Raw genomic sequence first — 16188 nt, forward strand, 5'->3', positions numbered from 1 at the left:
TGGCAGCCGCCCTATATGTGCTGGGCCCTCTCCATTCCCCACCCATGCCCGTAAACGTTGACAGTGTAATGATAACAGTGTCAGTATCGATGCATGCCGGAAGACGCGGCTTGGACGCTGGACGAGTTGGTGCGACGGGTTTCCGACGCTCTGGCCGGTCCGGCGTACCCCGGTGCGCCGAACGGCCGCGTCCGTGACGTGCCCGACCGGCGGGCGGTGCGGTGGTATACGACCACCGGACTCGTCGACCGGCCCGCCATGCAGGGGCGCACCGCGGTGTACAACTCCCGGCATCTGCTGCAGATCGTCGCGGTCAAGCGCCGTCAGGCCGAGGGCCGCTCGCTCGCCGAGATCCAGGCCGAACTGACCGGGGCGACCGACGAAGCGCTACGCCGGATCGCCGCCGTGCCCGACGAAATCGTCACCACCGAGCCGGGACGAGAGAAACCGCCAGCCCGCAACCGCTTCTGGGCCGACCTGCCGGCCGCCGCCGAGGTCGTCGAGGCCCCTGAAGCCGCTGAACCGGCGCCGACCGGCGCTGACAGTGTCACCGCGCTGGCCGCGATCAGCCTGCCGGGCGGCGCGTTGCTGCTGTTGCCCGGCCAACCCGACGACGATGACGTCCACGCGATCCGCACGGCCGCCCGGTCACTACTGGAAACGCTGGCCGACCGCGGCCTGCTCTCGGGCGTGATACCCCTCGATGAACGGAGCCCAAGATGACCGCTGGACTCGGCGCGCTGCGCACGGCGCGGGGCAATCTGCCGCTCGACCGCATCGACGTGCGGGTGGACATCACCGGACTCAACGGCGAGGTTGAACTGACGCAGGACTTCGTGAACACCTTCGAGGTGCCGCTGGAAGCCAGCTACGTGTTTCCGCTGCCGGATCGGGGCGCGGTCACCGCGATGCGGTTGACCGCCGACGGGCGCGTCGTCGACGCCGACCTTCGCGAGCGCGAGACGGCCCGCCGCACCTATGACCAGGCCCTCACATCGGGCCGGCGAGCCTGGATCGCCGAAGAGGACCGGCCAGACGTCTTCACGATGCGGGTCGGCAACATCCTGCCCGGTGAACGCGTCACCGTCGCACTCACATTGGTGACCCGCCTCGGCTACGAGGACGGCACCGCGACGTTCCGCTTCCCGCTGGTGGTTGCGCCGCGCTACATCCCGGGTGCGCCGCTGGCGGACCGGCCGGTCGGCGACGGGTACGCCGACGATACCGACGCCGTCCCCGACGCATCGCGCATCACCCCGCCAGTGCTGCTCCCCGGCTTCCCGCACTCGGTCGCGCTGACCATCGACGTCGGCATCGACCCCGCCGGTCTCACTCTGGCCGACGTGTGGTCGAACATGCCCACGGTGACCGGCGACGACGGCCGGATGCGGGTGCGGCCCGGCGAGACCGCCAACCGGGATTTCGTCCTGCGGCTGCGCTACGGCGCCGACGGCCTCACCGACTCGCTCATCCTGGTCCCCGACGCGCAGGGCGACGAGGGTACCTACCAGCTGACCGTGCTATCGCCGGCGCCGAGCGGACCACCGCGCCCGCGGGACGTGATTGTGGTGCTGGACCGGTCCGCGAGCATGCGTGGCTGGAAGCTGGCAACTGCGCGTCGCGCCGCGGCACGGATCGTCGATGCGCTCGCCTCCACGGACCGGTTCGCGGTGCTGACCTTCGGCGACCGCCTCGACCGTCCCGCCGGGCTGCCCGACGGGCTGGCAGCGGCCAGCGACCGCAACCGATACCGCGCCGTCGAGCACCTCGCCCGCGTCGACGCCGGGGGCGGCAAGGAACTGCTCGAGCCGCTGCGGCGCGCCGTCGCGCTGCTGTCTCAGGGGCAACAGGCCCCGGGCCCGCAAGCCGGGCGCGACGCGCTCGTGGTCGTGGTGACCGACGGGCAGGTCGGCAACGAAGACCAGCTGCTGCGCGCGCTCTCGAGCGACCTGCGCCGGGTACGGGTGCACGCGATCGGCATCGACCAGGCCGTCAACGCCGGATTCCTGAACCGCCTCGCCCATGCCGGCGGGGGCCGTTGTGAGGTGGTGGACAGCGAGGACCGCCTCGACGAGGCGATGCATGCCATTGCACAGCGCATCGGCTCGCCACTCGTAGCCGCCTTGACACTGCAGGACGACGGACTGACGACCATCGACGACACCGCAACGCCGGCCCGATTGCCCGACCTGTTCCCGGGCGTGCCGCTGGTGGTGAGCGGGCGGTATAGGGGCGACGCGGCCGGCTCACTCACCCTGCGCGGCACCTCCGCCGACGGCGGAGCCTGGTCGGCCACCGTCGCCGGACGGCGCCGTGACACCCCGGCGCTGATGGCCCTGTGGGCGCGGGGCCACTTGCGCGATCTCGAGGACCGCTACGCGTGCGCTTCGGGCCGCAACTCCGGGCCGGACCTGGCGAAGCGGATCGTCGACACGTCGCTGCGGTTCGGCGTGCTGTGCCGGTTCACTGCCTACGTCGCCGCCGACGGCCCGATCGTTGCTGCGGGCGAAATGCGGCACCGCGTGATGCAGCCCGTCGAGCTGCCGGCGGGATCCTCAGCCGAGCCGGCCGGGACTGCGCCGTCGGGGGTGCGAATGGTCAAGCTGCGCAACGTGATGGCGGTCGCGGTGGCCGGTGTGATGTTGCTCGGGTTCGGCTGGGTCTGGTCGCTGGGCGGCGACGGGTTCTCTACGCGGGACGGCGTGGTCGCCGGCAAGCGGGCGGGCATATCGGACGCAACCGTGGCTCCCGCGCCGACGGGCCGCATCACCGAGAACACGGTCGCCCCGTACAAGGCGCCGCCGATGGCGCCGTCGGAGACGTCGCCGCCGAACAGCGTGAAGCGCGACATCGTGAGCACGGGATCAGTGCAGATGGTCGTCACCGAGCCCACACAGGCGGCAGACCGGCTGGTCGCCGCGGTCACCGACGCCGGCGGGCGAGTGGACTCGCGTTCGGAGCGATCCGGCGCGTCCTCGGAGTCCGGACCGGCCTCGGTTGCCCTTGTGTTGCGCATTCCCGCCGACAAGCTCGACGGTGTCCTGGCCAACGCCAGGAAACTCGGAACGGTGGAGTCGATGTCCATCAACCACAACGACGTCACCACGCAGCGCGTCGATCTCGATGCCCGCATCGAGGCGTTGCAGACCTCGGTCAATCGACTGCTGGAACTGATGCGCCGGGCCGGTAGCGTCGCCGACTTGCTGGCGGCGGAGTCGTCGCTGACCCAGCGACAGGCTGAGCTGGATTCGCTGCGGGCCCGCCGCGACGCACTGCGCGATGAAATCGACTATGCAACAGTCAATGTCAGCATATCGACCGTACCCGCGGCGTCGCGCCACGGTTTCCTCGGCGCACTGGAACACGGCTGGGAAACACTGCTGTCCAGTTTGCGCGGCGTCCTGGTGGCGGTCGGATTCCTCATCCCGTGGGTGCCGGTGCTGGCGGTGCTGGTGCTGACCGTCGTCCTGCTGCGCCGCAGGTTTTCGCGCCGCGCGTCCTGAGGATCCGCATTGCCCGGGCCGGCAGTAGTGGATACGTTGAGCGGATGACGGAACCGCGACGTCGGGGTCTCAATGACGGGATCACGCGGATGTGGAGTTTTCTGGCCCCGGCCTACGACCTGCCGATTCTGCAACAGTGGGTCTACCGCCCGCCGCACGACGAGGTGATCGCGCAGCTGCGCGCACGAGGCTCGCGCAAGATCGCTGATGTTGCCTGCGGGACAGGCATTCTCAGCGATCGGATCGAACGCGAACTGCACCCCGGCGAGATCTACGGAGTCGACATGTCCGACGGCATGCTCGAGCAGGCCCGCGCCAGGTCCAGCCGGGTCAAGTGGCTTCGTGGCCCGGCCGAGCAATTGCCCTTCGACGACGGCGCGCTCGACGCCGTCGTGACGACCTCCGCGTTTCACTTCTTCGACCAGCCGGCGGCCCTGCGTGAATTCCACCGCGTCCTGGCACCCGGCGGACTGGCGGTCGTTTCCGCCCTGAGCGCGCGGCAACCCGCGCTGCAGGCGTCGTCGGCCACCCGGTGGAAGCCGCAGCACAACGCGTCGCCGACGGAGGTTCGGGCGCTGTTCGAGGGCGCCGGTCTGGCCGTCCGAGATCAGCACCGCATCCCGCGGCCGCTGTGGACGCGCCTCATCTCCGACCTGATCACCGTCGGCATCAAGAACTAGCGAACGCGTGTGAGGATGGGGGAATGGCTGACGAAGCGATGCGCTCAGAGCGGGAATTCAACGAACGCAACATCGAGGAGTTCCGCCGCAATGGCGGCAAGGTGGGCGGCCAGTTCGAGGGATTTCCGCTGCTGCTCTTGACCTCGACAGGCGCGAAAAGTGGTGCGCAGCGGGTGAATCCCGTCGCCTACTTCGATATCAACGGCAAGCTCTACATCGTGGGGTCCGCGGCGGGGCGTGACGCCAACCCCGCGTGGGTGCACAACATCCGCGCCCACCCCGACGTCTCGGTCGAGATCGGCTCGGACGCTCCGAAACCGGTGACCGCCCGTGAATTGCCGCGTGACGAGCGCGATTCCGTCTACCGGACCGTCGTCGAGCGCGCGCCAGGATTCGGCGAGTACGAGCAGCGCACCGACCGCGTCATCCCGGTCTTCGAATTGGTCGCTACCTGAAGCCCGCGGTCAGCGGAAGACCGTCTGTGCCAACGTCGGTGAATTGGAGGTAGGTTCCCAGCCGGCGTTTCCGGCCTGGCCGGCATCGTCGACGAGTTCACCGCCGCCCCGCGGCCGGTCACGCCGTCGAGTTGATCAGCTCGTCGATCTTCTTGAGCCGCTTGGCCACCAACGCCTGGATGTCCATCGAATGGTCGGTGGAACAGGCGACGATCTGCGCGACGACGTTGGCCTTGGCGATCATGGCGAATTCGCAAAACCACTGTTCGCTGCCAAGTTTCGTTGCCCAACGGACCACCTCGGGCGAACTGGCTGCCAGCGGCGTCGGGGTCACCGTCACCTTGCGCTCGTCGTCACCCCAGGAGGTGATGGGATGCTGGCACCCGGACACCGTCTTACGCACCGACTCGAGGAAGGCCGCGGCGTCGAACCCGGTGGGATAGGTGGCCGACACCTCCAGTAGTTGGTGCTGGTTCTTGAGGTTGTCGGACTGCGTGCGGGCCTCGCGGCCCGTGTAGTTCTTCGGGAACAGCGCGTGACCCCCGTAGCCCGCGACGCCCTGGCATTCCGCCGGGTCGGACCCCTTGAACAGCGCGGCCTGCATGTCCTGCTCGACCAACGGGTTGCCGCCGGCCACCGTGAGCGACTTCGACGGCGTCAGCAAATCGACGAGCTGGGAGGGAAATATGGGGCCATTGGACGCACCGGCGCGCTTGGCGGCTCTGGGGGTGCCGTCGACCACGCCGGTGCACCCGGCGAGCGTGACGCACAACGCCAGCGCGTACGTGCAGACTGCGCGCACCGATGTGGCACGTCGCCGTTGTGGCGGTTTTTGGCGCCTGAGCACGTTGGGATCTCCTACACTGGTGTCGATGTCCATCTTCACCCACCGAGCATCCGACGGCAGCCTCAGAAGATTCTTGGAGCCGCTTGGCCGGACCTGCGTGCGGTTGAAGCCCAACCGAACAGGCTAGTCACACGGCATGGCGAAATTCCGCGTGATCGACCCACGTGGCGTCGTGGTCGCGACCAGCACTTTCGACAGCGCCGAGGCGGCCTACCCGTGGTTCATCGGTTTCGTCGCAGGCAGCTCCGAGCTGGGCTGGCGGATGGAAGTCGACGACGGGGGAGAGTGGGCCTTCTTCGACGACACCCAAGGCTTCACCGCCCCAGCGAGCCGGCGTCCCCCGCCGAAGCGTCGCGGTTAGCCGCCGCGCCTCTGTTCACCGAGCGCGGGCGGCAACCCTTTCGCCGAATGTGAAACTGCTGCGAAAAGTCGGCCCCCGCTTTTTCGCAGTCAGTACACGGTCGGCGAGCCGACGGGCGGGCCGCCGCACCGAGACATGGCGGACATGGCGCAGAGGCCGCTTCGCCCTATGGCAAAGCGGCCTCCGCATCAACTCAGCTTTTTACAGCGGGATCCAGACCCCGAAGAACCAGAAGCCCCACTGGTTGAACCCGGGATTCCAGATCGGCGTCTCCTGGTAGCCCCAGTAGTTGATCGGGCCACCGACCCATGGGCCGCCCGGCGGGGGGAGCGGTCGGCCCCAATCGGGCCGCGGCGGCTCTCCCGGTCCCCAGGGTGCGGGTCCGTCGCCCCACGGCGCGCCCTGAAAGTAGCCACGGTGAGGATCCCCGTGCCACGGGCCGCCGGGACCACCCGGCCCGCCGGGATGACCCGGCCCGCCCGGCCCGCCCGGACCCCCTGGCCCACCCGGACCACCCGGATGACCGGGTCCACCTGGCCCGCCCGGACCGGCCCCACCGGGACCACCTGGGCCACCGGGATGACCGGGTCCACCCGGGCCGCCCGGCCCGCCCGGACCGGGCCCACCCGGTCCGCCCGGTCCACCGGGATCGCCTGGGCCTTTGGGGCCGCCCGGCCCGCCCGGGCCGCCAGGGCCACTTGGCCCGCCCGGTCCGCCGGGACCGTGGTCTGAGGGTCCTCCGCCCGGGCCGTGGAACGCGCTCGGCGCACCGAGGGCCGGCGCGCCGTAGGCACTGCCGGATGCTGGCGGCGCGGCGTTTGCCGCACCCGCGCCCAGCCCCAACGCCGCCGCGCCTAAGGCGCCGGCGACGCTTCCTCCTGCGATCAGTTTCTTCAGTTTCATCGATTCCCCACCTGTTTCGTCGTGAATCCCCGTGAACCCCCAACAACCCGAAGACTAGTTAGGCTATCTATGAATAGGCTGTGCCGCGACCTTGCAGAACGTTTGTGCAGATGTTCGCCTGCGTCGAGTCGCCGACGCGCGCACCGGCGTTCCGGAAACCACTAGCCTTATGCCTGCACGTGTTCGCGGTCGGGCCGCTGCGCGCGCTGGTGAGGAGTCGGTGATGGGTGACACCCCCGGTTCACGGGAAGGTTCGGACTTCGGGCCGTACCGGCTGCGGCGGCTCGTGGGCCGCGGCGGTATGGGCGATGTCTACGAGGCCGAGGACACGGTGCGTGAGCGCATCGTGGCGCTGAAGCTGATGTCGGAGACGCTGTCCCGTGATCCGGTCTTCCGCGCCCGCATGCAGCGCGAGGCCCGCACCGCGGGGCGGCTGCAGGAACCGCACGTGGTGCCCATTCACGACTTCGGCGAGATCGATGGCCAGCTTTATGTCGATATGCGCCTGATCGACGGCATCGATGTCAGCACGATGTTGAGCCGATACGGCCCGCTCAGTCCGCCGCGGGCGGTGGCGATCGTTCGTCAGATCGGATCCGCGCTGGACGCCGCGCACGCGGCCGGGGTGACCCATCGCGACGTCAAGCCGGAGAACATCCTGGTCAGCAAGGACGACTTTGCGTACCTCGTCGATTTCGGCATTGCCAGTGCCACGTCCGACGAAAAGCTCACGCAGCTCGGCAGCACGGTCGGCACCTTCAAATACATGGCCCCGGAGCGGTTTCGCGACGCCGAAGTGACCCACCGGGCCGATATCTACGCGTTGGCCTGCGTGTTGTACGAGTGCCTGGCGGGCTCCTCCCCATACCGCGGCGACCAGATCACCGTGATGAGCGCCCATCTGCACAAGGAGATCCCACGGCCCAGCCTCGCGCGGCCGGGCATCCCAGCGGCCTTCGACAACGTGATCGCCCGCGGCATGGCCAAGAATCCCGCGGATCGCTACGCCACCTGCGGTGATCTGTCGGCCGCGGCGCTGGCCGCACTGGCCACGCCGGACCGCAACACCGCCACCGACATCTTGCAGCGCAGCCAGGTGACGAGCCAGCCGGTCGGATTCGTCGGGCCGCCGCCCAGCGGCCACGGGGCACTGCCGTCCGGACCGATCGGGCCGCCCGGGCCGCCGGGTCTGCCCGGTCCGCCGATTCCGCCGGGTCCGCCCACCCACAACCAGCCGCAGGGGACGGGGTGGCGGCCGTCGCCGTCGGGTCCCGGGTCGATCGTCGGCCCGGTCGGACCGGTGCCGCAGCAGGCGCCCTGGGTCGGCACTCCGCCGTGGGGCCAGCCGTCGTTTCCGCCGACCAAAGGCTCTCGTTCACCCTGGCTGTGGGTCGCCGTCGCGGCCGCCGTCGTAATGGCGCTGGTCGGCGGCGCGCTGATGGTGGTCGCCAAACCCTGGGAGTCGCCGTCGTCGGCGCCGTCGTCGTCGCCGCCTTCGGCCGCCCCGGACGCGGTCACACTCAAGGTCCTCGACGACGGTGTGTTCGTCGGGAGCTCGGCCGCCCCGGTGACGATCGACATCTTCAACGAGCCGATCTGCCCGCCCTGCGGCAGCTTCATCCGTTCGAACGCCGCGGACATCGATAGTGCGGTGAACAGCAAAAGACTCGCGGTTCGCTACCACCTGCTCAACTTTCTGGACACCTCGTCGCGCAGCAAGAATTACTCGACCCGTGCCGTTGCGGCGACATACTGCGTTGCGGCGCAGAAAGATCCGAAGGTGTATGCCGACTTCTACACCGGGCTGTTCGCCAGCAACTTCCAGCCGCAGGAAAACGCCCCCGAGGACCGGACCGAAGGTGAACTGGCCCAGTTGGCCAAGTCCGTCGGCGCCGACGCCTCGGTGATCAACTGCATCAAATCCCGGTCGGAGATCGACACCGCCACCACGAAGGCCACCAACGCCTACAGCACGCTGCACGGACTGAATTACGATGGCACGCCGTTTGTTTGGGACGGGGGTAAGTCGGTGAACTACCAGGATCCGGGCTGGCTCTCGAAGCTGCTCAAGTAGTTTTCACGCGAGTATCGACTTGGGCTCGCCGCGAGGTGACGGGATGGGGCTGTGCACCCCGATTGCCCGCTGACGGCCGGGGCGGGCGGAGTTAATGATGCGCTGGCCGTCGAGGCGGTGCGCTGAGCGTGGAAGTGCCGCGTCGCGTTGCCCTTACGGGCAGGGCCACGACATCACTCAGCCCCGGTTTCGGGCCGGCCTGTCACACCCGCGGGGGGACCAAAGATTCGATCCCTGAATTGCGGCCGGGGAAAAGCGGTTTCACCGACGAGCCAACCGTTAGGGCGACTCCCTGCCGGGCGCCGAAACGGGTCAGGTAATACTCGACTAGGGAAAGCGGGCGCGTTCCGACAACAAACGGAGGGTAGGCAATGGCGAAACCACTCGAAGGTATCCGTGTCCTGGAAGCTGCCGTATGGACGTTTGTGCCCGCAGCTGGAGCGGTGCTGGCCGAATGGGGTGCCGAAGTGATCAAGATCGAGCCGCGGGTGGGCGGCGACCCGCAGCGCGGCCTGGTCACCATGGGCCTGGTGCCCGGCGGCCCGGACGGCGTCAACTACATGATCGAGATGCCCAACCGCGGCAAGAAGTCGATCGGCGTCGACATGACCACGCCCGGCGGCCAGGAGGTGGTGCACGAACTCGCCAAGACCTGCGACGTGTTCCTGACCAGTTATCTGCCCAGCAGGCGCAAGCGGTTCGCGATCGACGTCGACGACATCCGGGCCGTGAATCCCGACATCATCTACGTTCGTGGATCCGGCTATGGGCCCACGGGGCCCGACGCCGACAAGGCCGGCTATGACGGCGTCTCCTTCTTTTCCCGCGGCGGTATCAGCGACGCGTTCACCCGCGACTTCCCCGAACCGGTGATGCAGACCCCGGCATTCGGCGACCTGCTGGGCGGGTTGACGATCGCCGGCGGGGTCGCGGCCGCCCTCTACAAACGCAAGGCGACGGGGGAGACGTCGGAGGTCGACGTGTCGCTGCTCGGGCTCGCGTCGTGGTCCATGAGCCCGCAGGTGACCGCCGCGATGCTCTACGGGGGCGATCCAATGCCGAACTTCACCCACCGAGACATGCCCAACCCGCTGGTGGGCACCTACAAGACCCAGGAGGGCCGCTACATCACCTTGATGATGCTGCAGGGCGAGAAATTCCTGCCCGAGTTCCTCGCCGTGATCGGGCGGTCGGATCTGTTGGACGACAAGCGCTTTGCCGACCCGCATTCGCGTTACGAGAACCGCGGCGAGTTCATCGACCTTCTCGACGCGGAGTTCGCGGCGCACACCGTCGACGAGTGGCGCAAGATCTTGGCGCCGCTCTCCGGAGCCTGGAGCGTGCTGCAGAAACCGAGCGAGCTGCGGCACGATCCGATGGTGGTGGCCAACGGCTACATTCCCGACGTCCAGGCGATGAACGGAGCCCCGTACATCCTGCCCACCAACCCCGTGCAGTTCGACTTGGAGCAGGTCAAGCCCACGGGAGCGCCCGAGCACGGACAGCACACCGAGGAGGTGCTGCTTGAGGCGGGCGTCGAGTGGGACAAGATCGAGCAATACAAGGAGCAGGGCGCAATTTTGTAGCGCTCTGTTCGCCACGGCATGGCCGCATTCATTGACGGCACTGGACTCGCAAAAAGGGTTGGGGCAGAACGTCATCGGCGGACGATGAGGTGGCGCGCAAGCGCCACGGTGACGCGTCCCACCACTACCGCTACTTCGCCGTTGGCGACGAGTTCGTCACGTCGGCCGAACACGGGCAGTGAGCTCTCGGCCAATCTGCGACGTGATATCATAAGGCCAGTTTGACATCACCTTCTGCACCCATCATTTAGGCGGCCACCACCATGAGCGTCTTCTCCCTGCGCCTGCGCGAACCGGGCCTGCGGGAGCTGGTCCGCGAGGTCGCCAACCAGGAGGACATCAGCCAGAACGAGCTGATCGAGCAGGCGGTGGCCCACGAAGTGCTGCTCAGGGGCGCGACACTCGTCGCTGATCTGGAACGGGCCGCTGCCCGCATCGCGAAGCTGACGGACGCCGAGTACGCCCGGATCGTCGACACCAGCCTGACGGAGTTCGCCGAAGGCGAAGGCGAGCCCGAACCGCTGCGGGCGTACGCCGTCGACCTGGACCAGGCCGCGAACGAGGTCCCCGAAGTCGACAGCCTCGGGGTCATCGCGGCGTTCAATTCGGCGCGCGCGTGACGATCGGTGCCGGCGCGCCCGTGGAATGACGATTCGCGGGAGGACCTGGCCCGCATCAAGGTCAATGCCGCCGCGCTGATCACGTCCATTGCGGCCGACGCCCATGATTGGACGACGCTGCCCGACGCCGACCGCGCCCGCGACTGGCACGCGCGGCTGTATGCGGGTTGCCGCGTGCCGGTCCCCGGGTACGTGGGCCATTTCCGCGGCGATCCCGAGGTGGCCGAGCTGGTCGGATACGAGATCGGCATCGGGCGGCGCCGACGGGATGGCCTGCCGGAGAAGCTCGGTGTCTACTCGAAGGACCTCGCCGCGCACATGTCGACGCTGATCGCGCAGATCCAGGCCGGGCTCACGCAACTGGATTCGGCGCTCGAGCCGGGTGTGCGACCGCCGACACGCGCGGCCCTGGAGGCGGTCGTGCTGCTTGCCGCGCGGGTCCACGGCGAGTGGATTCGCCTGCACCCGTTCGCCAACGGCAACGGGCGCACCGCGCGGGTGTGGGCGAACTTCATCGCGCTGCGGTATTCGCTGCCGGCGTTCGTCGCTGTCAAGCCGCGTCCCGAGGGCAACGCGTACGCCCGCGCCGGGCAGGCATCGATGGGACGGCCACCGGATTTCGTCGGCGACCACCGGCCCGTCACGGCCGTATTCGCCCGCATGTTGGCGCAAGCGACCGAAATTGTCGGCCCCCGCGGGTAGCCTTCTCGCCGGAGCCCTCAGTAGAGAGCTGAAGCCTTGTGGCGTTAGGAGATTCGGTGAGTCGGGTATTGCAGCTCCTCGCGGCGCTGGTCTTGTTGTTGTTCGCCGGGGTCTGGGTCTGGGTCGGCGTCCGGGTCCTGCAGTTCCACCCCGCCACCCCCGGTCAGAAGGTGAGCTTCACCGCCGCACAGGTGACGGTCGCCGGCTTCCTTGCCTCCGCCGTCGGCGCCGGCACCGCGTCAGTCCTCGGCATCGAGGTGCAGAAGGTCAACGTTGATATGGGTCAGTCGATCGCGGTCCAAATTGGGCAGGCGACAAAGTCATCCATGATGCTGACTATCGGAATCCTCACCTACGCCCTCGTCGGCATCTTCGTGCTGGTGGTGTGGCTCGCGAGGTCCGAGGTCGCGACGGACATGGTCAGCGCCTTCGCGCTCGGCGTTCTGGGATGGCTGGGCGGCTCGTTCGCGGCGGCGTTTCAAAAGAGTGAGTGACAAATCGGATCTACCATTTCGCCATGGCATTCCAGGTTGGTCAGGTGTTCGCCGGCTACACGATCGTACGGGTGCTGGGTGTCGGCGGGATGGGGGCGGTGTACCTGGCGTCGCACCCGCGGCTACCGCGCGAGGACGCGCTGAAGGTCTTGCCGACGGAGTTGACCACCGATCCGGAGTTCCGGGGACGGTTCGAGCGCGAGGCTGAACTGGCGGCCGGCCTGTCCCATCCGAACATCGTCGGGATCCACGACCGTGGCGAATGCGATGGCCAGTTCTGGATTTCGATGGATTACGTCGCCGGAACCGATGCGGCCCGGTTGCTGCTGGACAGCCACCCGGGCGGGATGCCGCTGGCCGAGGTGGTGTCGATCGTCACGCCGGTCGCCTCGGCCCTCGACTATGCCCATCGCCGGGGGCTGCTGCACCGGGATGTCAAGCCGGCCAACATCTTGCTGGCCGATCCCGACGGCCAGGGCCGCCGGGTTTATCTGGCCGACTTCGGCATTGCGCGGGCCGTGGAGGACGCGGCGGGCCTCACCGCGACGAATATGACGGTGGGCACCGTGGCCTACGCGCCGCCCGAGCAGTTGCGAGGACGGGCACTCGACGGCCGTGCCGACCAGTATGCGTTGGCGTGCACCGTCTTTCACTTGCTCGCCGGCGTGCCGCCCTACGGCGAATCAAATCCGGCGGTGGTGATCAGCCAGCACGTCAGCGCGCCCGTGCCGCCGATCGGTGCCCATCGTCCCGAACTGGCGGAGCTGGAACTGGTATTCGCCCGGGCGATGGCCAAGGACCCCGCTGTCCGGTTCGTGAGTTGTCGCGAATTCGCCGATCAGCTGGGCCAGTACCTGAGTCCGGCAGCGCACACCGCCGACGTCCCGACCACGAACGCGAGGTTCGGCATCACCGCGCCCGTGCCGCCGCCCGCGCAGCCCCTCACGTCGGCGCCCCTCGCGCCGCCGCCGGAGCGCATGAGGCGGGTGCGTCGCCGCGGCGTCCTGGTGGGTGCCGTTGGTGCCGTCGCCGCCGTCGCAGCGCTGATCGCCGGCGGTCTCTTCGCGGTCGGCAAGTTCACCGAAGAACCCCGCAAGCCGGCGGCCGCTGCGGCACCCGCCGCCGCCGGGCCGGCCGGCAAACCGGCACCGAACACGGGCCCGTTCACCGGCGTCTACCGTGCCGATTTCGGGCCCATCACCAGCGCTCAAGGGAAGCCGGCCCCCGGCCAGGCGCCGTCGACCGAGACCTGGCGCGTCCGTTCGGCGTGTGGCGGCGCCGGCTGCGTGGCGACCGCATCCCGCGTCAACGGGGCGACCATGGAGATTCCGGCGCTGGTGCTCGATCAACTCGGCGACAGCTGGCTCGCGGTCAGCGCAAGCCGAAGCAAGTGCGGCGACATCGAGGGCGCCATCTGGGAAGTGTTCACCCTGCAACCGCGCCCCGACGGCACGTTCGCCGGGGAAGCTACCCAGACCGTTTCCAGCGGTTGCGCCAACAAGCGGACGGTGACATTCACCCGCACCCAGGACGTGGAGATGAGCAGCCTGCCAGATCCGGCCGCACTACCGCCGCGGGTGGTGTCGCCTGCCCAGGGGCTCCGCGGGCGGTACCACGTCAGGCGGGTCTTCCACGCCCGGGCCCCGCAATCGCAGGTGGATTTCGTGGCCACTAGCGCATGCCTGCGCGCCGGCGATCGGTGCATCAGCACGTTCTTCGCAGCATCGGGCGAGGCCGCAGTGCTGGTGTTCGGCGACGGAAACTGGGTTCAGGAGTCCGCGACACGCAGCACCTGCCCCGGCAGCGGTGCGCCGAACCAACTCATCAAGTCCGCGCAATACCCGCTGCCGCAGCCTCCCCCGAATCCCATTACGCTGCTCACCGGGCATGGCATTCATGAACAAACCGCGCCGTGCCCCATCCGGGTGGCGTTCGATGAAACATTCACGCGCACAGGTGATTAAAATTGCCGACCGCTGTCGCGCCCATCCTCCGGACCCGGCGTCGCCGACCAATTGCGCAACACCGGTGCGCGAACCGACGTGACACACCTACGATTTGGCCATGCCGATTGAGGTTGGTCAGGTTTTCGCCGGCTACACGATCGTGCGGGTCCTCGGGGCCGGCGGGATGGGCAAGGTGTACTTGGCGGCACATCCGCGGCTGCCCCGTGAGGACGCGCTGAAGGTACTGCCGGCGGACCTGACCACGGATCCGGAGTTCCGGGCCCGGTTTGTGCGCGAGGCCGACCTGGGCGCCGCGCTGTCCCATCCGCACATCGTGTCGATTCATGACCGTGGCGAGGATGACGGCCACTTCTGGATTTCGATGGACTATGTGGCCGGAACCGATGTCGGCCAATTGATGCACGACCAATATCCGAACGGGATGCCCGTCGACGAGGCGCTGCCGATCATCACCGCTGTCGCCTTGGCGTTGGATTACGCGCATCATCGCGGGCTGCTGCATCGTGACGTCAAGCCGGCTAACATCCTGCTGACCGACGCACGTGATCAGGACCGCCGGATCTTTCTGGCCGATTTCGGCATCGCGAGGCGCATCGACGACGCGGCCGGCCTGACCGCGACCAACATGACCGTGGGAACGGTCGCCTACGCGTCGCCCGAACAGCTCAAGGGCGAGGCCATAGATGGCCGCAGCGACCAGTATGCGTTGGCCTGCACCGCATTTCATCTACTCACCGGGGCGCCCCCGTACGTTCATTCCAATCCGGCGGTGGTGATCACCCACCATGTCACCGGGCCGCCGGCCTCGATCGGCGCGCGTCGCCCGGAATTGGCCGAACTGGACTGGGTCTTTGCGGCCGCGTTGTCCAAGAACCCGGCCGGGCGATTCGGCAGCTGCGCAGAGTTCGCCGAGCAACTCAGGAAGTCGCTGCGTCCGGACTCCGCGACCGGTCGCCGTGATGATCCCGCTACCGGGACCCGGCCCCTGGCCGCGGCGACGCCCGCCGTGGCATACCCGGTGCTCCCCCCCGTCGGGGAACCGCCGAAACGGCGGCGCCGCATTCTGATCGGGGCACTCGCGGTCGTCGCGCTGCTGATCGGCGGTGGCGTCCTCGCGTTTGCCATGCGCCCCCAGCAGCAGCCGAAACCGGCCTATCCCGCGGGTCCGATCAACGGCACGTATCGGGCTGACTTCGGCCCGCAAACCGTTGGCGTCACTGCACCGGATCCGGGCCCGACGCCCGCGATAACAAGTACGTACGGTGTGCGCTCGGTATGTCGCCCCACCGGATGCGTCGCGACTGCAGCGCGTCTCGGGGGCGCTCCGGTCGCGGCACCAACGGTGGTACTGGACCAGATCGGCGGGAGCTGGGTGGGAGTGGTCCTCGTCTCCGACCAATGTCAAGGCGCGACGATCGACTTCTGGCAGGTGTTCACCCTGCGGCCCCGTCCCGACGGCAGCCTGGCGGGCGGGTTGACCGCGACGTCGGCCAATATATGCACCAATGCGCGAAGCGTGACCGTCACCCGCACCGGCGATGTGGACGTCAACAAGGTGCCCGACCCGGCTGGCCAACCGCCGCGGGTGGCTTCGCCCGCGGAGGCTCTGCGCGGTCATTATCTTTCCGAGCGCACCTTCTCGAGCGGTCTTCCGTCGGTGCGGGTTGACTATGCGGTCACCACACGATGCCTCCGCTCCGGCGATCGGTGCATGAGCTACATGCACGCGACCGCCAATGACGAACCACTGGTGTTCGGCGGTGGGAAGTGGACCTTGAACGTCGACAGCAGGGGTCAATGCGGGTCCGGCTCCGACACGCGTCTGCAGGTCACCGGGGAGTACCCGATGCCTGCACCGCCGCAGGACCCGATCAGCCGACTGACTGGGCACGGCCACCACGAACAGAGCGCACCCTGCTCGGGCAACACGGATTTCGACGAAACATTCACGCGCACAGGCGATTAGCGCGGCACTCCGGGGCCAGTCTGGCGGCGG

14 protein-coding genes are annotated in these 16188 nt (G+C 68.4%); 12 read left to right on the forward strand and 2 right to left on the reverse strand.

Features of this window, described 5'->3' with window-relative positions; genetic code table 11:
* Positions 1-93: 93 nt before the first annotated feature.
* Genes AC5Y5V_RS11650 through AC5Y5V_RS11665 form a run of 4 tightly spaced genes read left to right on the forward strand, consistent with a single transcriptional unit; the run spans position 94 to position 4638 of the window.
* On the forward strand, positions 94-723 hold the full coding sequence (locus tag AC5Y5V_RS11650; RefSeq protein WP_499934556.1) for a MerR family transcriptional regulator: 630 nt from the start codon (positions 94-96) through the stop codon (positions 721-723).
* A complete protein-coding gene (locus AC5Y5V_RS11655; RefSeq protein ID WP_499934559.1) occupies positions 720-3503 on the forward strand; it encodes a DUF4349 domain-containing protein in 2784 nt (927 codons plus the stop codon). The genes AC5Y5V_RS11650 and AC5Y5V_RS11655 overlap by 4 nt, the downstream gene beginning before the upstream one ends.
* Positions 3504-3547: 44 nt before the next feature.
* Entirely contained in the window at positions 3548-4183 is a 636-nt protein-coding gene (locus AC5Y5V_RS11660; protein ID WP_499934563.1) for a class I SAM-dependent methyltransferase, read from the forward strand.
* 23 nt (positions 4184-4206) lie between these two features.
* On the forward strand, positions 4207-4638 hold the full coding sequence (locus tag AC5Y5V_RS11665) for a nitroreductase family deazaflavin-dependent oxidoreductase (RefSeq protein ID WP_499934569.1): 432 nt from the start codon (positions 4207-4209) through the stop codon (positions 4636-4638).
* Positions 4639-4756: 118 nt separating this feature from the next.
* Here the strand turns inward: AC5Y5V_RS11665 and AC5Y5V_RS11670 are convergent, their stop codons facing one another.
* On the reverse strand, positions 4757-5440 hold the full coding sequence (locus AC5Y5V_RS11670) for a sensor domain-containing protein (RefSeq protein ID WP_499934573.1): 684 nt from the start codon (positions 5438-5440) through the stop codon (positions 4757-4759).
* A 181-nt stretch (positions 5441-5621) separates the two neighbouring features.
* Between AC5Y5V_RS11670 and AC5Y5V_RS11675 the strand changes: the two genes are divergently transcribed.
* Positions 5622-5846 (forward strand): hypothetical protein, encoded by a 225-nt coding sequence (locus AC5Y5V_RS11675; RefSeq protein WP_499934576.1) that lies wholly within the window; start codon positions 5622-5624, stop codon positions 5844-5846.
* Positions 5847-6047: 201 nt separating this feature from the next.
* Here AC5Y5V_RS11675 and AC5Y5V_RS11680 read toward each other — a convergent pair whose 3' ends face one another.
* On the reverse strand, positions 6048-6749 hold the full coding sequence (locus tag AC5Y5V_RS11680) for a chitin-binding protein (RefSeq protein ID WP_499934579.1): 702 nt from the start codon (positions 6747-6749) through the stop codon (positions 6048-6050).
* Positions 6750-6972: 223 nt separating this feature from the next.
* Between AC5Y5V_RS11680 and AC5Y5V_RS11685 the strand changes: the two genes are divergently transcribed.
* The 7 genes from AC5Y5V_RS11685 (at position 6973) to AC5Y5V_RS11715 (ending at position 16158) form a co-directional block, all read left to right on the forward strand.
* Entirely contained in the window at positions 6973-8823 is a 1851-nt protein-coding gene (locus AC5Y5V_RS11685; protein WP_499934581.1) for a serine/threonine protein kinase PknE, read from the forward strand.
* A 371-nt stretch (positions 8824-9194) separates the two neighbouring features.
* Positions 9195-10409 carry a CaiB/BaiF CoA transferase family protein gene (locus tag AC5Y5V_RS11690; protein WP_499934585.1) on the forward strand — a complete coding sequence of 405 codons (1215 nt, stop codon included), beginning with the start codon at positions 9195-9197 and terminating at the stop codon, positions 10407-10409.
* Between the two features lie 263 nt (positions 10410-10672).
* The gene (locus AC5Y5V_RS11695) at positions 10673-11029 is read left to right on the forward strand and encodes a hypothetical protein (protein WP_499934589.1); all 357 of its coding nucleotides are present in this window, start codon (positions 10673-10675) and stop codon (positions 11027-11029) included.
* Positions 11030-11035: 6 nt separating this feature from the next.
* Positions 11036-11731 (forward strand): Fic family protein, encoded by a 696-nt coding sequence (locus tag AC5Y5V_RS11700; RefSeq protein WP_499934595.1) that lies wholly within the window; start codon positions 11036-11038, stop codon positions 11729-11731.
* Between the two features lie 56 nt (positions 11732-11787).
* A complete protein-coding gene (locus tag AC5Y5V_RS11705) occupies positions 11788-12225 on the forward strand; it encodes a hypothetical protein (RefSeq protein ID WP_499934599.1) in 438 nt (145 codons plus the stop codon).
* A 23-nt stretch (positions 12226-12248) separates the two neighbouring features.
* Complete coding sequence (locus tag AC5Y5V_RS11710; RefSeq protein WP_499934604.1) at positions 12249-14189, forward strand: serine/threonine-protein kinase; 1941 nt, start codon at positions 12249-12251, stop codon at positions 14187-14189.
* A 100-nt stretch (positions 14190-14289) separates the two neighbouring features.
* Complete coding sequence (locus AC5Y5V_RS11715; RefSeq protein WP_499934609.1) at positions 14290-16158, forward strand: serine/threonine-protein kinase; 1869 nt, start codon at positions 14290-14292, stop codon at positions 16156-16158.
* Positions 16159-16188 lie beyond the last annotated feature (30 nt).

It is taken from the genome of Mycobacterium sp. NGS68 (genome assembly GCF_059812195.1).